Consider the following 23,749-nt stretch of genomic DNA (forward strand, 5'->3'; position numbering starts at 1 on the left):
CCCGAAGGCCTCCGGCGGCCTGATGCGCTCGGGGCTGATCGTCAGCGCCATGACCATGCTCTCGCGGGTGCTGGGCCTGGCCCGGGACGTGGTGATCGCCGCGCTGTTCGGCGCGGGGCAGGGCGCCGATGCCTTCTTCGTCGCCTTCAAGGTGCCCAACTTCCTGCGCCGGCTGTTCGCCGAGGGCGCCTTCAACCAGGCCTTCGTGCCGGTGCTCTCGGAGTACGCCACCCGGCGCAGCCGCGAGGAGGTGCGCGAGCTGCTGGACGCGGTGTCGGGCAGCCTCGCCGCGGTGCTGCTGCTGATCACGGCGCTGGCCATGCTGGCCGCGCCCTGGCTGGTGTGGCTGTTCGCCCCCGGCTTCGGCCGCGATCCGGCGAAGCTGGCGCTCACCGCCGACATGCTGCGCCTCACCTTCCCCTACCTGCTGCTGATCTCGCTGACCGCCTTCGCCGGCAGCGTGCTCAACACCTGGAATCGCTTCGCGGTCCCGGCCTTCACCCCGGTGCTGCTCAACCTGTCGCTGATCGGCGCGGCGATCGGGCTGACGCCGCTGATGGACGAACCGGCCATGGCGCTGGCCTGGGGCGTGGTGATCGCCGGCGGCGCCCAGCTGCTGTTCCAGGTGCCCTTCCTGGCGCGCCTGGGGCTGATGCCGCGCCCCTGGCCGGCCTTCGCCCACGAGGGGGTGCGGCGCATCCTCAAGCTGATGGCACCGGCGCTGTTCGGGGTCTCGGTCTCCCAGGTCAACCTGCTGCTGGATACCGTGCTGGCCTCGCTGCTGGCGGCGGGCAGCGTCTCCTGGTTGTACTATTCGGATCGCCTGATGGAACTGCCGCTCGGCGTATTCGGCATCGCCATCGGCACGGTGATCCTGCCCGCGCTGTCCAAGCGCCACGCCGAGCAGTCCGGCGAGCATTTCGCCAGGATGCTCGACTGGGCGATCCGCGCCGTGCTGCTGCTGGGCATGCCGGCGGCGCTGGCGCTGGCGCTGCTCGCCGAGCCGTTGCTGATCACCCTGTTCCACTACGGCGCGATGACCGATCACGACATCGCCATGGCGGCGATGAGCCTGCGCGCCTATGCCCTCGGGCTGGTGGCCTTCATGCTGATCAAGGTCCTGGCGCCGGGCTTCTTCGCCCGCCAGGACACCAAGACGCCGGTCAAGGTGGGCATCGTCGCGATGGTCGCCAATATGGTGTTCAACCTGATCCTGATCTGGCCGCTGGCCCATGCCGGGCTGGCGCTGGCCACCTCGCTGTCGGCCTTCCTCAACGCCGGCCTGCTGGGCCTGCTGCTGCGCCGCCAGGGCGTGCTGCACTTCCAGCCCGGCTGGGGGCGCTATGCCGTGCAGCTGATCGGCGGCTGCGCGGTCATGGGGCTGGGCCTGGTCTGGCTGGCGCCGGAGTGGCACCGCTGGCTGGAGGCGACCCTGTGGTGGCGTGCCGGCTGGCTGGCGGCGCTGGTGCTGGCCGGCGCGGCGGCCTACTTCGCCTGGCTGGCGGCCCTCGGCGTGCGGCCGCGGCACTTCCGCATGACCGGGTGATTCCCCTGCTTCCTCGGCCCGCTATGCTGGTCACAGGATGACGTCGAAGCTGGGAGGGAGCATGGCGCCGGCAAGACGACAGCGAGGGGTGGACGGCGGCAGCGTGCGGTTGCTGTTGTTTTTACTGGTGGGAGTGGCGGCGATCGTCACGCTGGTGATGACCCATGATCGCCTCGTGGCCCAGGAGGAGGCGGTCGACGCGGCCTGGGCCGACGTCGAGAGCAGCCTGCAGCGCCGGGCCGACCTGGTGCCCAACCTGGCGCGCAGCCTCCGGGCGCACATGCGCTACGAGAGCGAGACCCTGTTGGCCCTGGCCCGCGAGCGGGCCGAGGCCCTGCGGGAGGGGCTGGCGGACGGCCAGGACGGCAAGGCCGCCCAGCTCGCCCGGCTGGAGGCGGCGCTGTCCCGGGAGCTGGCCGTGGTGATGCCGCGCCTGATGGCGATGCCCGGCCTGCGCAGCGGCGACCAGTTCCTGCGCTTCCAGGCTCAGCTCGAGGGCAGCGAGAATCGCGTCAATGTGGCGCGATTGCGCTACAACGCGGCGGTTCGCGACTACAACGCCGCCCTTCGCGGCTTCCTGGGGCGCTGGGTGGCGGGCTCCCTGGGTTTGGCGCCGCGGGACTACTTCGAGGCAGGCCCCGGTGCCGGGGGCTCGCCCGAGGTGGCGCTCTAGTCATGCGCCCTCTGCCGGCGACCGGCATCGTCCTGCTGCTCCTCGGGCTCACGGCTCTCGGATGGCGGGTCGCGGCCCCGGGTGGGGCCGGCTCCCCCGGCCTGGTCGATGATCGGGCCGGCTTGCTGTCGGCGGCCGAGCGGCGGCGGCTGGCGACCTATCATGCCTGGTTGCGCGAGCATCATGGCATCGACTATCGAGTGGTCGTCGATCGAGGCCTCGACGATCTGGACCGTTTCGCCGTCGAGTACGTCGAGCGTCATGGGGTGGGGGGCGAGAACGGTCGGGGGCTGCTGCTGGTGCTGGATCCGGCGGCGAACCAGGTCCGCCTGGAGGTGGGCTACGGCCTGGAGGGGCGCTTCTCCGACGCCTTCGTCGCCTACCTGCAGGCGCGCCAGATGACCGAGTTCTTCGCCGTGGATCGCGTGGCCGACGGCATCCAGGCCAGCACCGAGCTGATCATCGCCCAGGCCGGCGGAGACGCCGTGCCGGCCATCGCCGGCAGCGGCGGGGCCGGGGCGCGCCTGCCGGCCCGGATGGGGGAGGGGCGTGCCGCGCCCGGCGACGAGCGGGTGGCGGTGGAGGAGGGTGCCCCGCCCCGGGAGGTGCTGGCGACCTATCGGCAGGCCATGGCGGCACGCAACGACAATCCAGAGCTCGAGATCTACAGCCGTGCGACCCGCGACATGCTCGCCGACTGGGTGATGACGCCGGCCCAGATGGACAACGTGGCGAAGAGCCTGGCGGCCTGCTCCGTGGTCGACGAGCGCCGTTCCCGCGAGGGGCGCCGGGCGGTGTTGCTGGCCGCACCGAACGCGCGACGCTGCCCGCCCTACTTCCTGGTGCGCCAGGACGGCGCCTGGCGGCTGGATCTCGCCGCCATGCACCGTGCGGTGCGCTTCGGCCCGGGCAACCGGTGGCGACTGGCGCCCGAGGCGCTGGACGCCTATGCGTTCGCCTTCGAGGAGGTCGTTCGGGGGCCCTGAGGCTCCCTCCTCTCCCGCCGCCAGGCAATGACCAAGCCGCGCCGGCTGTCAAGGGGCCGCCGGTCCGTTATAATCGACCACTTTACCCACAGCGCGATGACGCCCATGCAAGTGATTCGAGGATTGCACAACCTGCGCGACGAGCACCGGGGCTGCGTGGCGACCATCGGTAACTTCGATGGCGTGCACCGCGGCCACCAGGCGATCCTCGATCAGCTGCGCGAGCGAGCCCGGGCTCAGGGCCTGCCGGTGACGGTGGTGGTCTTCGAGCCCCAGCCCCGCGAGTTCTTCGCCGGCGACCAGGCCCCGCCCCGGCTGACCCGGCTGCGCGACAAGGTCGAGCTGCTGGCCGAGCACGGCGCCGACCGGGTGCTCTGCCTGCCGTTCAACGAGGCCCTGCGCGGCCTCACCGCCCGGGAGTTCATCGACCGGGTGCTGGTCGAGGGCCTGGGGGTGCGCCACCTGGTGGTGGGCGACGACTTCCGCTTCGGCTGCGACCGCCGCGGCGACTTCGCGCTGCTGGAAGGCGCGGGCGCCGAGTGCGGCTTCGGTGTCGAGCACACCCGCACCTTCCTGCTCGACGGCGAGCGGGTCTCCAGCTCGCGGGTGCGCACCCTGCTGGCCAGCGGCAACTTCGAGCAGGCCGCCCGCATGCTGGGGCGGCCCTACCGGCTCGGTGGCCGGGTCATGCCCGACCGCCGGCTCGGCCGCACCATCGGCGTGCCCACCGCCAACCTGCCCCAGCCGCCGCGGGCGCTGGCCCTGCAGGGCGTCTACGCGGTGATCGCCGGGCTGCCCGACGGGCGCCGGCTCCCGGGGGTCGCCAACATCGGCTGGCGGCCCACCGTGGGCAGCCATCGCCCGGTGCTCGAGGTGCACCTCTTCGACTTCGACGGCGACCTCTACGGCCGGCGCCTCGAGGTGCTGCCCTGCGCCAAGCTGCGCGGCGAGGTGAAGTTCGATGGCCTCGAGGCCCTCAAGACCCAGATCCGCGCCGACCAGGCGCGTGCCCGGCGTTTCTTCGCCGAGGCGGACGACTCTCTTCCTCTGGCATCGGCGCCGCTGGCGCGCGAAGCCGTGACCACCGATTCCTCGGCGGGGCTGCCCGCCGACCACGACGACGGCTGACCCCAGGATATGAGCGACTACAAGCACACTCTGAACCTGCCCGAAACCGACTTCCCGATGCGCGGCATGCTGCCCAAGCGCGAGCCCCAGCGGGTGGCGAAGTGGCAGGAGCTGGACCTCTACCATCGCCTGCGCGAGGAACGCCGCGGCCGCGAGCTGTTCGTGCTCCACGACGGCCCTCCCTACGCCAACGGCAGCATTCATATCGGTCACGCCGTCAACAAGATCCTCAAGGACATCATCGTCAAGTCGAAGAACCTGGCCGGCTACGACGCGCCCTACGTGCCGGGCTGGGACTGCCACGGCCTGCCCATCGAGCACAAGGTGGAGACCAACCACGGCAAGCACCTCGAGCCGGCCAAGGCCCGCGAGCTGTGCCGTGAGTATGCCGCCGAGCAGATCCAGGGCCAGCTGTCCGACTTCGTGCGCCTGGGCGTGATCGGCGACTGGGACAACCCCTATCGCTCCATGGACTACGCCAACGAGGCCGGCGAGATCCGCGCCCTGGCCGAGATGGTCGAGGGCGGCTACGTCTTCAAGGGACTCAAGCCGGTCAACTGGTGCTTCGACTGCGGCTCGGCCCTGGCCGAGGCGGAGGTGGAGTACGCCGACAAGCAGTCCGACGCCATCGACGTGGCCTTCCCTTGCGCCGAGGACGACAGGCTGGCCGCGGCCTTCGGCCTGGAGGCGCTGCCCAAGCCCGCCGCGGTGGTGATCTGGACCACCACGCCCTGGACCATCCCCGCCAACCAGGCGCTGAACGTCCATCCGGAGTTCACCTATGCCCTGGTCGACGCCGGCGACCGCCTGCTGCTGCTGGCCGAGGAGCTGGCGGAGTCCTGCCTGGCGCGCTTCGGCCTGGAGGGCGAGATCGTCGCCACCGCCACCGGCGAGCGGCTCGACGGCATCGAGTTTTCGCACCCCTTCTACGAGCGTCGCTCGCCGGTGTATCTCGCCGACTACGTGGCCATCGACGAGGGCAGCACCGGCATCGTCCACTCGGCCCCGGCCTACGGCGTGGACGACTTCGTCACCTGCCGCGCCCACGGCATGGACTTCAGCGAGATCGAGAACCCGGTGCAGGGCGACGGCGTCTACGCCGACGACCTGCCGTTCTTCGGCGGCCAGCTGATCTGGAAGGCCAACCTGCAGATCGTCGCCAAGCTCGACGAGGTCGGCGCCCTGATGGCGCACAAGACCATCACCCACAGCTACATGCACTGCTGGCGCCACAAGACGCCGGTGATCTACCGCGCCACCGCCCAGTGGTTCGTGGGCATGGACCTGGAAGGCCATGACGGCCGCACCCTGCGTGACAAGGCGCTGGCCGGCATCGAGGCCACCGGCTTCACTCCGGCCTGGGGCCAGGCGCGCCTGCACGCGATGATCGCCAACCGCCCGGACTGGTGCATCTCGCGGCAGCGCAACTGGGGCGTGCCGATCCCGTTCTTCCTGCACAAGGCCACCGGCGAGCTGCACCCGCGCACCGTGGAACTGATGGAAGAGGCGGCCAAGCGGGTGGAGGCCGAGGGCATCGACGCCTGGTTCCGGCTCGATCCCGCCGAACTGCTGGGCGAGGAGGCCGCCGACTACGACAAGGTCACCGACACCCTGGACGTGTGGTTCGACTCCGGCACCACCCATCGCCACGTGCTGCGCGGCTCGCACCCCCACGGCCATGAGCAGGGCCCGCGGGCGGACCTCTACCTGGAGGGCTCGGACCAGCATCGCGGCTGGTTCCACTCCTCGCTGCTCACCGGCAGCGCCATCGACGGCCATCCGCCCTACAAGGGCCTGCTGACCCACGGCTTCACCGTGGACGCCCATGGCCGCAAGATGTCCAAGTCGATGGGCAACGTGGTGGCGCCCCAGGAGGTGATGGACAAGCTGGGCGCCGACATCCTGCGCCTGTGGGTGGCCTCCACCGACTACGGCGGCGAGATGGCGGTCTCCGACGAGATCCTCAAGCGCACCGCCGACGTCTACCGGCGCATCCGCAACACCTCGCGCTTCCTGCTGGCCAACCTCAACGGCTTCGAGCCGGAGCGTGACGGCCTGGCCTTCCACGAGCTGCTGGCGCTGGACCAGTGGGTGGTCGACCGGGCCGCCCAGCTGCAGGCGCGCATCCGGCAGGCCTACGAGGAATATCGCTTCCTCGACGTCTACCAGCAGGTGCATGGCTTCTGCGCCCGGGAGCTGGGCGGCTTCTACCTGGACGTGATCAAGGATCGCCAGTACACCACCCAGGCTGATTCGGTGGCTCGGCGCAGCGCCCAGACCGCGCTGTACCATGTCGTCCAGGCGCTGGTGCGCTGGGTGGCGCCGATCCTGTCCTTCACCGCCGAGGAGATCTTCGAGCACATCCCCGGCCGGCGCGGCGAGAGCGTGCTGCTCGAGGAGTATTACGCCGGGCTCGACACCCTGGCCGAGGACGGCGACATGGGGCGCGAGTTCTGGGAGCGGGTGCTGGAGATCAAGCAGGCCGTCAACAAGTGCCTGGAGGACGCCCGCAACGCCAAGACCATCAAGGGCAGCCTGGCCGCCGAGGTCACCCTCTACGTGGACGACGCCCTGCGCGCGACCCTCGACCGGCTGGGCGACGAGCTGCGTTTCGTGATGCTGACCAGCGAGGTCCACCTGGCGCCGCTGGCCCAGGGCGAGAGCGCCGAGGCCACCGAGCTCGAGGGGCTCAAGGTCGCCGTGGCGGCCAGCGCGCACAAGAAGTGCGAGCGCTGCTGGCACCATCGCGAGGACGTCGGTGCCCACGAGGGACACGAGGACCTGTGCGGGCGCTGCGTGAGCAACCTGCCGGACGGCCCCGGCGAGACCCGTCGCTATGCCTGAGGGTGCCGCCATGCCCGAGACCCCGAAGGGCGCCGCCGCGGCGCCCATGCACAGGCCGTTGCGCTGGCTATGGCTGGCGGCGGCCTGGGTGGCGCTGGACCTGGGCACCAAGGCCCTGGCCTCGAGCCTGCTGGCCTACGCCCAGCCGGTGGCGGTGCTGCCGTTCTTCGATCTGACGCTGCTGCATAACACCGGTGCGGCCTTCAGCTTCCTGGCCGACCATCCCGGCTGGCAGCGCTGGCTGTTCGCCGCCATCGCGGTGGCGGCGAGCATCGGCCTGACGCTGTGGATGAAGCGCCTCAAGGCGGGGGAGACCCTGCTGGCCGCCTCGTTGGCGCTGATCATCGGCGGGGCCCTGGGCAATCTCTACGATCGCCTGGTGCACGGCTATGTGGTGGACTTCCTGTCCTTCCATGCCGCCGGCTGGTACTACCCGGCGTTCAACGTGGCGGACATCGGCATCACCCTGGGCGCCATCGGGCTGATCTGGGAGTCGACCATCGGCGAGCGACGCCGCGCCCGGCGCCCATCCTGAGGAACCCGGCGCGCGTTCCGCCCTCCAAGGCGGCACGCGCCCCGCACACACGCTTCGAGAGATCCCATGAGCGATTCACAAGGCCTGCGCATCGACGACGGCATGGAAGTCACCCTGCACTTCACCCTCAGGCTCGAGGACGGCACCCAGGTGGACTCCACCCGCGACAAGGCACCGGCCACCTTCCAGGTGGGCGACGGCAACCTGCCGCCGGGGTTCGAGCAGCCCCTGAAGGGCATGGGCGCCGGCGAGTCCGGCAGCTTCGAGATCGCCCCCGAGCACGGCTTCGGCCAGCACAATCCCCAGAACATCCAGGTGCTCAAGCGTGAGGACTTCGAGTCCGACGCGCCCGAGGTGGGCATGGTGATGTCCTTCGCCGACCCCGCCGGCGGCGAGCTGCCCGGGGTGATCAAGGCCGTGGAGGACCAGCGGGTGGAAGTGGACTTCAACCATCCCCTCGCCGGGCGTACCCTGACCTTCGAGGTCGAGGTGCTGGAGGTGAAGCCCGCCACCACCCACTGAGCCCCATCGCGTTGCAAGCACGTCTGGCGGATCATCGAGATTCCGTGTAGGAGCGCTGCTTGCAGCGCGATAGCGGTGCCTCTCGATTTATCCAATGCAACGGTGCTGCGGCATCAAGGCAAGGCCCCCATGCAACCCAACACCATGCAAATCAAGCTGGCCAATCCCCGCGGCTTCTGCGCCGGCGTCGACCGCGCGATCGATATCGTCAACAGCGCCCTGGACGTCTTCGATCCGCCGATCTACGTGCGCCACGAGGTGGTGCACAATCGCTTCGTGGTCGACAGCCTGCGCGAGCGGGGCGCCGTCTTCGTCGAGGAGCTCGACGAGGTGCCCGACGACGTCATCGTCATCTTCTCGGCCCACGGCGTGTCCCGGGCCGTGCAGGAGGAGGCCGAGCGGCGCGGGCTCAAGGTCTTCGACGCCACCTGCCCGCTGGTCACCAAGGTCCATATGGAGGTGCTGCGCTACGCCCGGCGCGGCCAGGAGTGCATCCTGATCGGCCACCAGGGGCACCCCGAGGTGGAAGGCACCATGGGCCGCTACGACACCTCCCATGGCGGACGCATCTACCTGGTCGAGGACGAGGAGGACGTGGCCAACCTCGAGGTCCGGGACCCGAGCCGGCTGGCCTTCGTCACCCAGACCACCCTCTCCATGGACGACACCGCCCGGGTGATCGACGCCCTGCGTGCCAAGTTCCCCGAGATCCAGGGCCCGCGCAAGGACGACATCTGCTACGCGACCCAGAACCGCCAGGACGCCGTGCGCGAACTGGCCGCCGCCAGCGACCTGCTGCTGGTGGTGGGCAGCCCCAACAGCTCCAACTCCAACCGGCTGCGCGAGCTGTCGGAGCGGGTCGGCACCCCGGCCTACCTGATCGACAACGCCGACCAGGTCGACCCGGCCTGGCTCGAGAATGTCGGCGCCGTGGGGGTCACCGCCGGGGCCAGCGCCCCCGAGGTGCTGGTGCAGGGGGTGATCGAGCGCCTCCAGTCCCTCGGCGCCAGCGCCCCGGAAGAGCTCGCCGGCCGCGAGGAGACCATCACCTTCTCCATGCCCCGGGAGCTGCGCGAGCGCGTCATCGCCAGCGATTGACGACTCGCCCGGCCCTGCCGTCGAACCCGAGCGCCGCCATCGCCCCGCGATGGCGGCGCTTTCGTATGCGGCCAATGCACGGCTCGTGGCCGCCGCCCGCTCCGTTCCTGGACGGATTCGCCATCAGCATGGAAAGGCCGCCTCCAAGTGGCGCGGGCAGGGGCGGCCGGCGAGGCGGTCACGGCGGGGGCTCTTGGCCTGAGCTGGGCGACCCAGGCCGCTTGCGTCCCACGGGTGAGTCATCGCTAACCCGATGGGCAGAAAGCGTGTGAGACGAGGCTGTCGGAGTTCGCCGACTTGATACATACTGAAACACAGTGACACCCGCAGGGAGAGACGAGCCGCGTGACCCGACAGAGCTTACGGACCCCGAACCGCCGCAGGCCGCCGGCGACTCAGGGCGGCTTCACGCTGCTCGAGCTGATGATCGTGGTGGCGGTGGTCGCCATCCTCGCCGCCATCGCCTACCCAAGCTATACGCGGTACGTCCAGGAGGCCAGGCGGACGGATGCCATGTCCAGCCTGTTGCAGACGGCGGGGCGTCTGGAACGCTGTTACACGGTCACCAACAACTATGCGTCGGCGGCGGATGGCACGGCCTGCGTGTCCTTCCCCGTCACGTCACAGGAAGGCTTCTACGAGATCGATACGGTGGCCGCGAGCACGTCGGCCAGTACTTACGTGATCAAGGCCGAGCCGGCCTCGGGATCTCCCCAGGGCGGTGACGGAGCCTGTCCGTCATTCACCCTGGATCAGACCGGGGACAAGGGGCCCGAGGCCACCGAAGACGAATGCTGGGAGTGATATGAATCGCGGTTTTACCCTGATCGAGCTCCTGGTCACCCTGGCGCTGGTGGTGTTGCTGTCGACGCTCGCGGTGCCCGGGTTCAACTCGATGATCTCCACCAACCGCCTGGCGGCGGACTACAACGAGATACTGGCGTCACTACACTACGCGCGGAGTGAAGCCGCCAAGCGGCGGAAAGATGTTACCGCCGATGTCTCCAGCGATGCTTCCGGAGCCTGGATCGTCAGCGTGACGTATCAGCCGGATGCCAGCAGTGCGGTCGAGACCCTGAAGGTCAGGGAAGCCAGGGATGGGCGTGTCAGCCTCAGCGGCTTGAATGAGGTGGTGTTCAACTCCCTGGGTCGCCGGGAAAGCTGTAGTGCCGATCCCTGTACCCTTTCCGTGCAGCTGGGAGGGGATAGCCACAGTCTCGAGGTTTATCCGACTGGCAATATCAACTGAAAGGCTCGATATGACGTCCTCCTCTGGCCGGACAGCATCACAGGAAGGGTTCACGCTGCTCGAGGTATTGATCGCCTTGGTGGTGCTGGGCCTGGGCCTGCTCGGGCTTGCCGCCCTGCAGGTGAATGCCCTGCAGAGTGCGAGTGTCTCCTATCAGCGCTCGATTGCGACCCTGGCGGCCCAGGATGTCGCCGAGAGGCTGTGGGGCTATCTGCTGGCCTCCGACGACTACTACGGCGAGCCCGATAACACGCTCAGGGCGATCAAGTGTCCCGACGATGATGCCGGGGACTCGGAGCTGGATGCGATCGAGACTGCCTGGGCAGCCGAGTGGGCGCCGGCCGGCGCCAAGCCTTGGGCCATCCCATGGCAAGACGACGCCACCAAGATCGATATCGCGGAAGTGTCGGCATGCGAGTATCGCATCACCCTGTCATGGGTCGATGACCGCCTGGCAAGCGACGAGGGGGATATCTCGACGCTGACATATCGCCTGGGCTTGCCGGCGGAAGGCTAGGCCGAGAACGGGAGTTTCTAGCAATGAAGAAGCGCTCTTGCGGGTTTTCGCTGGTCGAGCTGCTGGTGGCCCTGGTGCTCGGCCTGCTGGTCGTGGCCGGCGCGATCCAGATCTTCGTGGCCGCGAAGAGCACCTTCTCCCGCATGGACCGTCTAGCCGAGCGTCAGGAGGCGCTGCGCTTCATCGCCGATTCCATTTCGCGCGACCTGAGGGTCTCGCCGGTCGTGTATGGCCTCGATCCGGACACCACGAAGGAGGAGCCGGAAATCTATATCTCCTTCGATCCGTCATATCCGGATCACCCCTACTGCGGCTCGGGGAGCTACTTGCACCTGGTGAGGTATCGCGGCGACACGGCGAGCGAGGCGCTGGATACCGCGTTCTGGTGTGGTGCAGAAGACGAGGACATCAACGTGGTGCTTAGCGCCCATCGAGTGTCCAGCATAGAAGATTCCTCTGGCAGTCCCGTTACTCCTTCCGGCAGCGAGGTATTGCAGGAAGAGATCGAGGCCGTGACCTTTTCCAAGAAGGGTTATGCACACCTGGCCTCGGTGGCGACGAGCACCTTTCAGGTGGAGACCCGGGTATCGCTTTCCGAAGAGCTATGGCCCGGGGCGTCGGCGTCGCAACGGGAGTTCCTCTTCAACACCTTTCGCCGGGAAGAACTGATGAGCCGGCTGGAGCTGGTGCCGGTCTTCGCGAGTGGCGCCGGCGGGACCTGAGGCGGGTGGCGAGCGCTTTCGCCATGGGGAGAGAGATCATGCGTGATCGAGCAGAGGTACCGGAAAGGCAGAGAGGGGCGGCCCTGGTCATATCGCTTGTCCTGGTCGCCATGGCTCTGATGCTATCCCTGTCCAGCATGCAGAGCTCTCGGCTGGAAGAGGCCATGGCCGGCAATCAGCGCGCCGCCGAGCGAGCACTCCGGGCGGCCGAGTTCGGAGCCGCCCGGGTGGCGCTCAAGATCCAGGAAAAGCAGTTCAGCGATGCCACCGTGGGCACCTTCGCCTCGGAGCTGTTCGAGTGCGAGGCGGGGGCGACGGTCTGCTTCACGTCCGGGGAGAACGAGATCGAGCCCGGCGTGTACTTTCGCATCATCGTCGACACGGGCGCCGGCTCGGTCGGCTTCACGCGCAGGCTGACGGCTCAGGGGCTCGTCTACTCGGGGGACAACAGCGGCGAGCTGGTCGCCATGCGCGAGCTGGATTTCTTCTTGCGCCTCGATGGGTTGGGCAAGCTGGCGGCCTTCAACCCGGGCTGCGTGTCGTCCTACAAGGCGACCTCGAACTCCAGCGAGATCGAGGGCGAGGATGTGGTCGAAGTCAACGGCGCCTATGAACCGGCGGTCTACACGGGCTCCCTGGCGGAGGCCAACGAGGTGGTCGAGGGGATCCTGCTGTCGTCCGACACCAGCACTCTCAATAAGGATACCGTCGATGGGCATGAATATGCAGATGATGACAAGGTGATCTTCGTCTACTTCCCCGACGACAGCGGTGGGGCCACCGATGTCGGCGTCTATCATGCGCGGGATGTGGTGGTCGCCAATGATGGCAGCGATATCGGTAGCCAGTTGGCGGTCAATCATGACGAGGTGACCGTCGACTACGGCCTCAACTGCCCCAACAACAATGCCATGTGCAACTACACGGGGGGGGTGGCCTCCTATACCGGGGCGGCCATCCTGAACGATCCGGCGGCCTTCCATGACTTCATCGCGGCGGTCTTTCGCGACCCCAACGCCAACTTCACCTCCTTCAGTGCACAGAACCTCGTCTTCCCCGAGACGCGCGACTTCGCCTTCGATGATGATGACGGCGTAGGGGGGGTGCCGGTCGGCATCAATGTCATCACCAATGACCATCACAGCCTGCTGGCCAATTTCGCCGCCGACCAGAGCGATGGCAGCATCGTCTATCGTGCCCCGGCCGTGTTCGAAGATGCCGCAACCGGAAGCGAGTCATTCAGTTATGACAGTGATGGTGATGGCACAAACGAATCATCGGTCGATAAAGTCGGCTTGATGGGAGGTGTCATTGGCGAACAACCTGATGAGGATGTGAACCCGGCCAGCCTGTCGGGCAGCGACCTGGAGCTGGATGCGAGCAGCGTCATGGAGAACGATGGGCGGTTTTTCGCCAAGTATCATGTGGCCCCGTCCTCCGGGTCGACCACGGCCTCGATCGGTGTGGAGTATGCCGCCAGCTACTTTCCCTCCAGCCAGGATTACTACGTGGCCGATGGCACCAGCCCGGACGGGGACTTCATCAGTGTCTGCCCCAGTGACTCATCCGAGGCCTGTTACTATCTGGATACAACGTCGCCGACCAATGATGCCTACACCGACGATGTGGTCGACCTGAACCATGACGGGACCCTCGATGATGACGGCGATGGAGGCACCAGCGACGTGATCGGGGTCAAGCGCGACTGCATGGGCTGCTCGAGCACCGATGCCAGGACGCTGACGGCCGAGAACGATGCTCAGGCCTACGAGGACAAGGGTGGCATCCTGATCGTCGACGGCCATGCCCAGTTCAAGGGCAATCCCGACTTCAAGGGCATCATCATCGTGCTGGGGGACTATACGATCGGCGGTGGCGGCGGTGATAACTTCTATGGCGCTAGCGTGGTCTACCCCTATTTCCATCATGCCGACGACGATGCCTTTCAGTGCCAGCTGTTCCGGGCCGAAAACAACGGCGGCGGCAATCACGACACCATCCACCAGCGGGAGGCCATCGATGCCGCGCTGGGGCTGATGTCCACGGAGGCCTGGGAAGCCTGGATCATCGGCAACGATTCGACGCAGTACTCCTACTATCTGGAGGGCTGGGAGGAGCGCCTGGTCAACTGATCGCTTCTCGGCCGGGACCGAGCGGGTGGCCTCAGCAGGTCGCCTGCTCGGTCCTGGTCTTGCCCAGGTTGCTGAGAACGATGCGTACGGCCCTCTGATCTCGGCCGCAGACGGTGAAGGTGCCGTTATGCCCCCGGCTCCAGCCCGTGGCCCGGAACCGGACCGGGAAGTCACGGTTGAAGGTGATCACCGGGCCGTCGCTGGGCTCCAGCAGCCTCAGGATGCGTGTGCCGCTGAGATCGCCCGCCGGGGCGGGGCCATCGACGATGGCGATCGGCCGGGACCAGTCATGCGGCTCGCATGCGCTGGCGCCCGCGGAGGCGACGGGGCAGACCGCGATGACCTGCCGCCGAGTCACCGCCGTGTTCTTGGCCAGGGCCAGCGCGGTCTTGATGCGCATCACCTCGGCGGCGACCTCGTTGCGGGCGGTCAGGCGCTGGAAGCCGGGCACCGCCCAGGTGGCGAGGACGACCAGCAGCGCCAGGGCCACCAGCAGTTCGATCAGGGTGAAACCGCGCGGGGGCGCCTTTGCCAAGCGGCCCGGCTTGTGGGTAAGGTAAATCCCCTCGGTGGCGTCGGGCGGCATGGTGGCCCTCCCCGGATATCCCGCTTCGTCCTCTGGTACTTCCCACCCTAGCCGGGCGCCGAACTCCTACTGTCAGCCAACGTGGACACGCCTCGTGAGCGATTTTCTCGTCGTGGGTGGGGGCGTCATCGGCATGATGACGACCCTGCAGCTGGCCGATGCCGGCCATTCGGTCACGCTGTTCGAACGCGGCCATTGCGGCCGCGAGGCCTCCTGGGCCGGGGGCGGTATCGTCTCGCCCCTCTATCCGTGGCGGTATTCCACGCCGATTTCCCGGCTCTCCAGCTGGTCGGAAGGGCGCTACCCCGAGCTGGCCCTGCGGCTGCTCGAGGAAACCCGGGTGGATCCGGAATACCGCCAGCGCGGGCTGTTCTATCTGCGCGTCGACGACGAGGCGCGCGCCATGGACTGGGCGCGCGAGGTGGGCAAGCCGCTGGAGCGGGTATCGGCCGACTTCCTCTATGCCAAGGAGCCCGGGGCCGCGCCGGGCTGCGAGGGGGCGCTGTGGATGCCCACCCTCGGCAGCATTCGCAATCCGCGCCTGACCCGCGCCCTGCGCACGCGGCTGGCCGCGATGCCGGGCGTCACCCTTCGGGAGGGCGTCGAGGTGCAGGGCTTCCGCCGGACGGGCGACCGGGTCACGGCCGTCGAGACCTCGCAAGGCCCGGTGGCCGCCGATCAGGTCATCGTCTGCGGCGGCGCCTGGGCGGCGGCGCTGCTCGCCGATGTCGGCGTCGCGCTGCCGGTGCGGCCGGTGAAGGGGCAGATGATCCTGTTCAAGGCGCCCCCGGGGCTGGTGAGCCGCGTCGTGCTGATGGACGGTCGCTACGTGATTCCGCGCGCCGATGGCCGGGTGCTGGCCGGCTCGACCCTGGAGGAGGCGGGGTTCGACAAGACGACCTCCGACGCGGCCCGGGAATCGCTGCATGCCTCGGCGACACGGATCGTGCCGGGGCTGGCCGACTGCGAGGTGGAGCACCACTGGGCGGGGCTGCGGCCCGGTTCACCGGATGGCGTGCCCTTCATCGGCGCCGTGCCCGGCCTCGAGAACCTGCACGTCAACGCCGGACACTATCGCAACGGCCTGGTGCTGGCGCCGGCCTCGACCCATCTGCTGGTCGACGAGCTGCTGGGGCGCGAGCCGATCCTCGATCCGGCGCCGTATCGGCTGGAGGGGAGGGTGAGTCTGAGCTAGGGGAAAGGCGTTGTGCGGGGGGGATCACGCCACATTGGGCATGCCAGGCGCCGGGCGGCGCCATCGCGCTCTGAAGAGCGCTCCTACAACCCCCACCTGGCTGCCCGGGAGGCGCCGCGGCCACCATCCGGCTTGGCCGCTTGGCGCTCAGTCCTCGCGCCTGCGTTCCTCGAGGAACTTGTCGCGATGGTCCGCGGTGCAGAACCACTCGCCCTTCTCGCGCAGGGCGTCATCTTCGGGGAGGTGTACCTGACACCAGGCGCAGCGCACCATCTGCCCGCCGTCCGGGCCGGCGGCGTCCGCCTGCTCGCGATCGAGCTTCCACTCGCGATACATGCGATAGAGCTTGAGGCCGGCGAAGAACAGCACGGCGAAGATGATCAGGCGGATCAGCAAGAGGTTCATCCTTCGTGACTCCCTGAAGCGGGTCGGTCGCCTTTGCCACTCGACCGCCCTTGCGGGACAATGCGGGTATCAAAGGATTCTCGAGAGATTTCTACGCCCATGCAAGACCTGACGCTGGTGATGGCTCAGCTGGACCCCCTGGTCGGGGACATTCCCGGCAACACCGAGCGAGCCATCGAGACGGTACGCGAGGCGCGCATCGAGCATGGTGCCGATATCGTGGTGCTGCCCGAGTTGTTCCTGACCGGCTACCCGCCGGAGGACCTGCTGCTGCGCCCCTCCATGGAGACGCGGCTGCGCGAGGCGCGCGGGCGCCTGGCCGAGAAGGTGGCCCGCGACGTGATGGTCATCGTCGGCTACCCAGGGCGTCGCGAGGGGCAGAACTGGAACCTGGCCGGGGTGCTCTACGACGGCGAATGGCTGGGCGAGTACGCCAAGCAGGCGCTGCCCAACTACGAGGTCTTCGACGAACAGCGCTACTTCTCGGTGGGCCGCAAGCCGCTGGTCATCGAGCACAAGGGCGCCAAGCTCGGCATCCTGATCTGCGAGGACATCTGGGCCGAGGCCCCGGTCCAGCAGGCCAGGGACGCCGGGGCCGAGATCCTGGTGACCCTGAACGCCTCGCCCTTCCACCAGGACAAGCCCGCCGAGCGCCTCGCGCTGCTCGAGCAGCGCGCCCGGGAGGTCGCCTTGCCGCTGGTCTACGTCAACCAGATCGGCGGGCAGGACGAGCTGGTCTTCGACGGCGGCTCGGCCTGCGTCGATGCCGGCGGCGAGCTGCGCGTCCAGGCGCCGCACTGGGCGGTGGGCCTGATGCCGGTGCAGTTCGTGCGCGAGCGGGGCCGCTGGGTGCCCCAGGCCGGGGAGGTGGACGAGGACGTCTCGCCGGAGGAGAACCTCTATTGCGCCCTGGTCACCGGGCTGCGCGACTACGTCAACAAGAGCGGCTTCCAGGGCGTGGTGCTGGGGCTGTCCGGCGGCATCGACTCGGCGCTGTCGCTGGCCATCGCCGTGGATGCCCTGGGACCGCAGCGGGTGCAGGCGGTGATGATGCCCTACCACTACACCGCCGATATCTCCAGGGAGGATGCCGCCCAGCAGGCGAAGATGCTCGGCGTGGACTACGAGAACATGCCCATCGAGTCCATGGTCGAGGCCTTCATGGAGACCCTGGCCGACAGCTTCGCCGGTACCGAGCGGGACACCACCGAGGAGAACCTGCAGTCGCGCTGCCGCGGCGTGCTGCTGATGGCGATCTCCAACAAGAAGGGCCTGATGGTGCTGACCACCGGCAACAAGAGCGAGATGGCGGTGGGCTACGCCACCCTCTACGGCGACATGGTGGGCGGCTACAACGCCATCAAGGACGTCTACAAGACCTGGGTCTATCGCCTGGCCCGCTGGCGCAACACCCAGTCGCCGGCGATTCCCGAGCGGGTCATCGAGCGGCCGCCCTCCGCCGAGCTGGCTCCCGGGCAGCAGGACAGCGACTCGCTGCCAGATTACGACGTCCTGGACGCCATCCTGGTGCGCTACATCGAGGGCGACATGAGCGCCGAGGCGATCATCGACGCCGGCTTCGATCGCGAGGACGTCTACAAGGTGGTGCGGCTGGTGGATCGCTGCGAGTACAAGCGCCGCCAGGCGCCGGTGGGCGTGCGGGTGACCCGCCGCGGCTTCGGGCGCGACCGGCGCTACCCGATCGTCAACGGTTGGCAGCCGGGCGAGTAGCGAAGCCGTAAGCCGTAAGCTTTAAGCTGTAAGAAAACACCCCATCGGCGACGCCGATGGGGTGTTTCGGTTGCTTCGATCGTCCCGGTTATCCGGAGACTTGTAGCCCGCAGCCCGCAGCCCGCAGCCCGCAGCCCGCAGCCCGCAGCCCGCAGCCGTCAGGCCGAGAGCGCGGGGGCGTCCACGTAGCGGGGCTCGAAGGTGCGGCCGTCCAGGCGCTCGTGGTCGGGGGCGTTGTCGATCAGCACCTCGAGGGTCTCGCGGGCGCGCTCGCCCATGTCGAGGCCCAGGTAGCCCTCGACCATCACCGCCAGGGCGTCGCGGGTGCCCTCGGCCTGCGGATAGTGCTCGACCACCCAGCGGCCGCGTTCCACGGCGGCCAGGTAGGCGCCCTTGCGCAGGTAGAAGTCGGCCACCTGCAGCTCGTGGCGCGCCAGGACGTTGCGCAGGTAGACGATACGCTGCCGGGCATCCGGGGCGTACTGGCTGTTGGGGAAGCGCTGCACCAGCTCGCGGAAATCGGAGTAGGCGTCGCGGCTGGCGCCGAGGTCGCGCTTGGAGATGTCGATCAGCCGCAGCCCCTCGAGGCTGAAGCGGCCCGCCTGCCAGGCGGCCAGGCCGCGCAGGTAGTAGGCGTAGTCGACCTGGGGGTGGTCCGGATGCAGCCGGATGAAGCGGCTGGCCGCCGCCCGGGCGCTCTCCCAGTCGTCGGTCTCGTAGTAGGCGTAGATCAGTTCCAACTGCGCCTGCTCGGCGGTGTCGCCGAAGGGGAAGCGGGTGTCGATGGCTTCGAGCCGGTTGATGGCGGTGGTGTAGCGTCCGCCCTCCAGCGCGGCGCGCCCCTCCTCGTAGAGCTGGCGCTCCTTGAGCTCGGGGGCCTCTTCCTCTGAGGTGCTGGCACAGCCGGCCAGCAGGGCACTCGCCAGCAGCATGGCGGCCAGGCGGGGTCCGGTCGTGATAACGCGCATCGTGATCCTCGTGTCAAACAACCCTGGATGGCCGTGCTAGAATCGGCCCGATTCCGCCCACTATAAAGCACCTCGTGGCAAAACGCAGTCATCGCGCCGAGCGCGGGGGCATGCCGCCGGGGAACGCCTCACAGCTCAGACGGACCATCGCCGCACCCATGTCCCAGACCTTCGAAGCCCAGCACCGCGTCCCCGAGCAACTGGCCGGCCAGCGCCTCGACCAGGCCGCCGCCGAGCTCTTCACCGACTTCTCCCGGGAGCGTCTCAAGGCCTGGATCAAGGATGGCGCCCTGACCCTGGACGGCTGCCCCGGGCGGCCCAAGGACAAGGTCTACGGCGGCGAGACGCTGTCGCTGACCGCCGTGGTCGAGGACGATGCCCGCTTCGAGCCCGAGGACATCCCGCTGGACGTGGTCTACGAGGACGACGAGGTGCTGGTGATCGACAAGCCGCCGGGCCTGGTGGTGCACCCGGCGGCCGGCAACCCCGACGGAACCCTGCTCAACGGCCTGCTTCACCATTGCCCCGGCCTGGCGGCGGTGCCGCGCGCCGGCATCGTCCACCGCCTGGACAAGGACACCAGCGGCTTGATGGTGGTGGCCAAGACCCTGGCCGCGCAGACCTCGCTGGTGGAGCAGCTCCAGGCGCGCACCGTGTCCCGGGAGTACGATGCCGTCGCGGTGGGGGTGATGACCGCCGGCGGCAGCGTGGATGCGCCGATCGGCCGCCATCCCAAGGACCGCAAGCGCCAGGCGGTCACCGCCGGCGGCAAGCCGGCGGTGACCCACTACCGGGTGGTGGAGCGCTTCCGGGCCCACACCCATGTGCGCTGCAAGCTGGAGACCGGCCGCACCCACCAGATCCGTGTCCACCTGGCCCACCTGCGCTATCCGCTGATCGGCGACCCGGTCTACGGCGGGCGCCTGAAGTTGCCGGCCGGGGCCGGCGAGACGCTCAAGGAGGTGCTGCGGGAATTCCCGCGCCAGGCGCTGCATGCCCGCAAGCTGGCCTTCGTGCACCCGGCCAGCGGCGAGACCCTGCAATTCCGCGCGCCCCTGCCGGACGACCTGCTGATGCTGCTGGACTTCCTGCGCGACGACCGCGAGACGATGCGATGAGCGATGCCCTGGACCTCAGCCCGACCCTGATCCATCCCGACTGGCCGGCGCCGCCCTCGGTGGCGGCCTGCGTGACCACCCGCGAGACCGGCCCCAGCCAGGGCGACTTCGCCGCCTTCAATCCGGCGCTGCACGTGGGCGACAACCCGGCCCATGTGGCGCTCTGTCGTCGCCAGCTGCACAAGACGGTCGGCGACGACCGTCCCCTGCTGTGGCTGAACCAGGTGCATGGGGCCCGGGTGCAGCAGGCCTACGCGTCGGATCCGCCCGAGGCCGACGCCGCGGTGGCCATGGACCGCGGGCATGCCTGCGTGGTCCTGACCGCGGACTGTCTGCCGGTGTTCTTCTGCGACCGCGACGGCCGCCGCGTGGGGCTGGCCCACGCCGGCTGGCGCGGCCTCGCCGGGGGCGTGCTGGAGGCCACGGTGGCGGCCATGGGCGTCCCCGCGGAATCGCTGATGGCCTGGCTGGGCCCGGCGATCTCCAACGCCCAGTTCGAGGTGGGCGGCGAGGTGCGCCAGGCCTTCGTCGCCGTCCAGCCCGAGGCCATCGAGGCCTTCGATCCCAGCCCCTATCGCCTGGGCCACTACATGGCCGACCTCTACAAGCTGGCCCGCCTGCGCCTCGAGCGGCTGGGGCTGGCCCATGTCAGCGGCGGCCACTTCTGCACCGCCTGCGAGCCGCGCTTCTACTCCCACCGCCGCGACGACGGCGTCACCGGCCGCATGGCCAGCATGATCTGGCTACGCTGACGCGACAGGTTCGAGGGGCGAGGTTCGAGGCCCCGCACGCGAGGCAGCGGCGACGAGGCGATGACTCGCCGCAGGCTATCCTGCTTTCGCCCCTCGCCCCTCGCCCCTCGCCCCTCGCCCCTCGCCCCTCGCCCCTCGCCCCTCGCCCCTCGCCCCTCGCCCCTCGCCCCTCGCCCTTGATCCATATCAACCTCCGTCGCCTCCCGTGGGCGGCCGACTTGAAAGCCGGCCATCCTGACGCCATCTAGGATGTCAAGATCCATGACACCGGGTCAGGCGGCGCGTCCGACCGCGCCGTTACCCCGACGGAGGAAACCGAATGCGATTCGACAAGTTCACCGCCAAGCTGCAGAACGCCGTGGCCGATGCCCAGTCCCTGGCGGTGGGGCATGGCCATAACCAGCTCGAGCCCGGCCACCTGCTGATGGCGCTGCTGGATGCCAGCGATACCGGCGTCAAGGCGCTGGTGCAGAGGGCCGGCGGCGATGCCGCCCAGCTGCGCGACGGCCTCACCGGCCACCTGGAGGACCTGCCCCGGGTCGGCGACTTCGACGGCGAGGTGCAGCCGTCCCGTGACCTGATCAAGCTGTTCAACCTCACCGACCGCGAGGCCCAGAAGCGCGGCGACCAGTACATCGCCAGCGAGCTGGTGTTGCTGGCGGCCCTCGAGATGCGTCACGCGGTGACCAAGCTGCTGACCCAGGCCGGGGTGACCCGCAAGGCACTGGAGACGGCCATCGATAGCGTGCGCGGCGGCGAGAAGGTCGAGGACCCCAACGCCGAGGAAAGCCGCGAGGCGCTGGACAAGTACACCCTGGACCTCACCGAGCGCGCGACCAGCGGCAAGCTCGACCCGGTGATCGGTCGCGACGACGAGATCCGCCGCACCATCCAGGTGCTGCAGCGGCGCACCAAGAACAACCCGGTGCTGATCGGCGAGCCCGGCGTCGGCAAGACCGCCATCGTCGAGGGGCTGGCCCAGCGCATCGTCGACGGCGAGGTCCCCGAGGGGCTCAAGGACAAGCGCGTGCTGTCGCTGGACATGGGCGCGCTGCTGGCCGGCGCCAAGTTCCGCGGCGAGTTCGAGGAGCGCCTGAAGGCGGTGCTCAAGGAGCTGGCCCAGGAGGAGGGCCGGATCATCCTGTTCATCGACGAGCTGCATACCATGGTCGGCGCCGGCAAGGCCGAGGGCGCCATGGACGCCGGCAACATGCTCAAGCCGGCCCTGGCCCGCGGCGAGCTGCACTGCGTGGGCGCCACCACCCTCGACGAGTACCGCCAGCACATCGAGAAGGACGCCGCCCTGGAGCGCCGCTTCCAGAAGGTGCTGGTGGACGAGCCCAGCGAGGAGGACACCGTGGCCATCCTGCGCGGGCTCAAGGAGCGCTACGAGGTGCACCACGGCGTCGACATCACCGACGGCGCGATCATCGCCGCGGCCAAGCTGTCGACCCGCTACATCACCGACCGCCAGCTGCCCGACAAGGCCATCGACCTGGTCGACGAGGCCTGCTCGCGGATCCGCATGGAGCTCGACTCCAAGCCCGAGGAGATGGATCGCCTGGATCGCCGGCTGATCCAGCTCAAGATGGAGCGCGAGCACCTCAAGAAGGAGACCGATGAGCCCTCGAAGAAACGTCTCGAGACCCTGGAGGAGCAGATCGCCGAGCTCGAGCGCGAGTACGCCGACCTGGACGAGATCTGGAAGGCCGAGAAGGCCAGCATCCAGGGCGCGGCCCAGTTCAAGGACGAGCTCGACCGGGCCCGGGTGGACCTGGAGCAGGCGCGCCGCCAGGGGGACCTGGGGCGGATGTCCGAGCTGCAGTACGGGGTGATCCCGGAACTCGAGAAGAAGATCGCCGAGTCCAGCGCCGCCGAGGCCGACGCCGATACCTCGCAGCACCAGCTGCTGCGTTCCAACGTCACCGAGGAGGAGATCGCCGAGGTGGTCTCGCGCTGGACCGGCATCCCGGTGGCCAAGATGCTCGAGGGCGAGCGCGACAAGCTGCTGCGCATGGAGGAGGCGCTGCACGAGCGGGTGATCGGCCAGGACGAGGCGGTCGCCGCCGTGGCCAACGCCGTGCGCCGCTCCCGGGCCGGGCTCGCCGACCCCCATCGTCCCAACGGCTCCTTCCTGTTCCTCGGCCCTACCGGGGTGGGCAAGACCGAGCTGTGCAAGTCGCTGGCCGGCTTCCTGTTCGATACCGAGGAGGCGATGGTGCGCATCGACATGTCGGAGTTCATGGAGAAGCACTCCGTGGCCCGGCTGATCGGTGCGCCCCCGGGCTATGTCGGCTACGAGGAGGGCGGCTACCTGACCGAGGCGGTGCGCCGCAAGCCCTACTCGGTGCTGCTGCTCGACGAGGTGGAGAAGGCCCATCACGACGTCTTCAACATCCTGCTCCAGGTGCTCGAGGACGGCCGCCTCACCGATGGCCAGGGCCGCACGGTGGACTTCCGCAACACCGTGATCGTCATGACCTCCAACATGGGCTCGGAGATCATCCAGAGCATGGGCGGCGATGACGCCGACTACGCACAGATGAAGGACGCGGTCATGGAGGTGGTGAGCAGCCACTTCCGCCCCGAGCTGATCAACCGCATCGACGAGGTGGTGGTCTTCCATGCCCTGGCCCAGGCGCAGATCCAGGCCATCGCCGACATCCAGCTCGAGCGCCTGCGCGCCCGGCTGGCCGAGCACGACCTGGGGCTCGAGGTCACCCCGGAGGCCGTGGCCCAGCTGGCGGAGGCGGGCTTCGATCCGGTGTTCGGGGCGCGTCCGCTCAAGCGGGCGATCCAGAACCGCCTGGAGAACCCGCTGGCCCAGGACCTGCTGGCCGGCCACTTCTCGCCGGGCGACGTCATCCGGGTCGAGGCCGAGGACGACCGCCTGGTCTTCCACACCTGATCCCCGCCCCCGCTGCCGGCGGCCCGCCCGTCCCCCGACGGGCGGGCCGCTTGCGTTGCGACGCCCGGCGCGCGGCCATGCCGGGCCGCCGCGGTTGACACCTCAGTGGCGCTAATGGAATCTTGACGTTTCCT

At 68.8% G+C, this 23,749-nt stretch carries 21 protein-coding genes; 18 read left to right on the forward strand and 3 right to left on the reverse strand.

All coding sequences use genetic code 11. The annotated features are described in order from the left end of the window. The first annotated feature begins 22 nt into the window (after positions 1-22). The 13 genes from murJ (at position 23) to QC818_RS13980 (ending at position 13,952) form a co-directional block, all read left to right on the forward strand. A complete protein-coding gene (gene murJ, locus QC818_RS13920) occupies positions 23-1,546 on the forward strand; it encodes a murein biosynthesis integral membrane protein MurJ (protein WP_309653487.1) in 1,524 nt (507 codons plus the stop codon). 61 nt (positions 1,547-1,607) lie between these two features. Next, positions 1,608-2,219, forward strand: coding sequence for a LemA family protein (locus QC818_RS13925; protein WP_309653461.1), 612 nt, complete (start codon positions 1,608-1,610; stop codon positions 2,217-2,219). Between the two features lie 2 nt (positions 2,220-2,221). After that, entirely contained in the window at positions 2,222-3,205 is a 984-nt protein-coding gene (locus QC818_RS13930; protein ID WP_309653462.1) for a TPM domain-containing protein, read from the forward strand. 105 nt (positions 3,206-3,310) lie between these two features. Continuing rightward, positions 3,311-4,333, forward strand: coding sequence for a bifunctional riboflavin kinase/FAD synthetase (gene ribF / locus QC818_RS13935; protein WP_309653463.1), 1,023 nt, complete (start codon positions 3,311-3,313; stop codon positions 4,331-4,333). Between the two features lie 9 nt (positions 4,334-4,342). Beyond that, positions 4,343-7,177, forward strand: a complete 2,835-nt coding sequence (gene ileS / locus QC818_RS13940) for an isoleucine--tRNA ligase (RefSeq protein ID WP_309653464.1) — start codon at positions 4,343-4,345, stop codon at positions 7,175-7,177. Positions 7,178-7,187: 10 nt separating this feature from the next. Continuing rightward, positions 7,188-7,712: a signal peptidase II gene (lspA, locus tag QC818_RS13945; RefSeq protein ID WP_309653465.1), complete on the forward strand. Its 525-nt coding sequence runs from the start codon at positions 7,188-7,190 to the stop codon at positions 7,710-7,712. A 66-nt stretch (positions 7,713-7,778) separates the two neighbouring features. Beyond that, entirely contained in the window at positions 7,779-8,234 is a 456-nt protein-coding gene (gene fkpB / locus QC818_RS13950; protein WP_309653466.1) for an FKBP-type peptidyl-prolyl cis-trans isomerase, read from the forward strand. 144 nt (positions 8,235-8,378) lie between these two features. Then, a complete protein-coding gene (gene ispH / locus QC818_RS13955; RefSeq protein ID WP_374710094.1) occupies positions 8,379-9,332 on the forward strand; it encodes a 4-hydroxy-3-methylbut-2-enyl diphosphate reductase in 954 nt (317 codons plus the stop codon). A gap of 345 nt (positions 9,333-9,677) precedes the next feature. After that, positions 9,678-10,136, forward strand: coding sequence for a type IV pilin protein (locus QC818_RS13960; RefSeq protein WP_309653468.1), 459 nt, complete (start codon positions 9,678-9,680; stop codon positions 10,134-10,136). A 1-nt stretch (position 10,137) separates the two neighbouring features. Continuing rightward, positions 10,138-10,581 (forward strand): GspH/FimT family pseudopilin, encoded by a 444-nt coding sequence (locus tag QC818_RS13965; RefSeq protein ID WP_309653469.1) that lies wholly within the window; start codon positions 10,138-10,140, stop codon positions 10,579-10,581. Positions 10,582-10,591: 10 nt separating this feature from the next. Continuing rightward, entirely contained in the window at positions 10,592-11,098 is a 507-nt protein-coding gene (gene pilV, locus QC818_RS13970; protein ID WP_309653470.1) for a type IV pilus modification protein PilV, read from the forward strand. Between the two features lie 23 nt (positions 11,099-11,121). Further along, positions 11,122-11,820 carry a prepilin-type N-terminal cleavage/methylation domain-containing protein gene (locus tag QC818_RS13975; protein ID WP_309653471.1) on the forward strand — a complete coding sequence of 233 codons (699 nt, stop codon included), beginning with the start codon at positions 11,122-11,124 and terminating at the stop codon, positions 11,818-11,820. Positions 11,821-11,858: 38 nt separating this feature from the next. Then, complete coding sequence (locus tag QC818_RS13980) at positions 11,859-13,952, forward strand: PilX N-terminal domain-containing pilus assembly protein (RefSeq protein ID WP_309653472.1); 2,094 nt, start codon at positions 11,859-11,861, stop codon at positions 13,950-13,952. 31 nt (positions 13,953-13,983) lie between these two features. On the opposite strand, the gene QC818_RS13985 is transcribed toward QC818_RS13980, so the two are convergent. Beyond that, entirely contained in the window at positions 13,984-14,538 is a 555-nt protein-coding gene (locus QC818_RS13985) for a GspH/FimT family pseudopilin (RefSeq protein ID WP_309653473.1), read from the reverse strand. Between the two features lie 94 nt (positions 14,539-14,632). Between QC818_RS13985 and thiO the strand changes: the two genes are divergently transcribed. Continuing rightward, positions 14,633-15,733: a glycine oxidase ThiO gene (gene thiO / locus QC818_RS13990; RefSeq protein WP_309653474.1), complete on the forward strand. Its 1,101-nt coding sequence runs from the start codon at positions 14,633-14,635 to the stop codon at positions 15,731-15,733. A gap of 147 nt (positions 15,734-15,880) precedes the next feature. Here thiO and QC818_RS13995 read toward each other — a convergent pair whose 3' ends face one another. Then, a complete protein-coding gene (locus tag QC818_RS13995; protein ID WP_309653475.1) occupies positions 15,881-16,138 on the reverse strand; it encodes a PP0621 family protein in 258 nt (85 codons plus the stop codon). Positions 16,139-16,237: 99 nt separating this feature from the next. On the opposite strand from QC818_RS13995, the gene QC818_RS14000 reads away from it, so the two are divergent. Beyond that, positions 16,238-17,869 (forward strand): NAD+ synthase, encoded by a 1,632-nt coding sequence (locus QC818_RS14000; RefSeq protein ID WP_309653476.1) that lies wholly within the window; start codon positions 16,238-16,240, stop codon positions 17,867-17,869. Positions 17,870-18,027: 158 nt separating this feature from the next. On the opposite strand, the gene QC818_RS14005 is transcribed toward QC818_RS14000, so the two are convergent. Further along, positions 18,028-18,837: an outer membrane protein assembly factor BamD gene (locus QC818_RS14005; protein ID WP_309653477.1), complete on the reverse strand. Its 810-nt coding sequence runs from the start codon at positions 18,835-18,837 to the stop codon at positions 18,028-18,030. Positions 18,838-18,995: 158 nt separating this feature from the next. Here QC818_RS14005 and rluD point away from each other — a divergent pair, with 158 nt between their 5' ends. From rluD to clpB, 3 genes are all read left to right on the forward strand, one after another. Continuing rightward, a complete protein-coding gene (gene rluD, locus QC818_RS14010; protein WP_309653478.1) occupies positions 18,996-19,955 on the forward strand; it encodes a 23S rRNA pseudouridine(1911/1915/1917) synthase RluD in 960 nt (319 codons plus the stop codon). Next, on the forward strand, positions 19,952-20,707 hold the full coding sequence (pgeF, locus tag QC818_RS14015) for a peptidoglycan editing factor PgeF (RefSeq protein WP_309653479.1): 756 nt from the start codon (positions 19,952-19,954) through the stop codon (positions 20,705-20,707). The genes rluD and pgeF overlap by 4 nt, the downstream gene beginning before the upstream one ends. A gap of 319 nt (positions 20,708-21,026) precedes the next feature. Further along, positions 21,027-23,615: an ATP-dependent chaperone ClpB gene (gene clpB, locus QC818_RS14020; protein WP_309653480.1), complete on the forward strand. Its 2,589-nt coding sequence runs from the start codon at positions 21,027-21,029 to the stop codon at positions 23,613-23,615. Positions 23,616-23,749: the final 134 nt, after the last annotated feature.

The organism is Halomonas koreensis, assembly GCF_031451675.1.
GTDB classification, from domain to species: domain Bacteria; phylum Pseudomonadota; class Gammaproteobacteria; order Pseudomonadales; family Halomonadaceae; genus Halomonas; species Halomonas koreensis.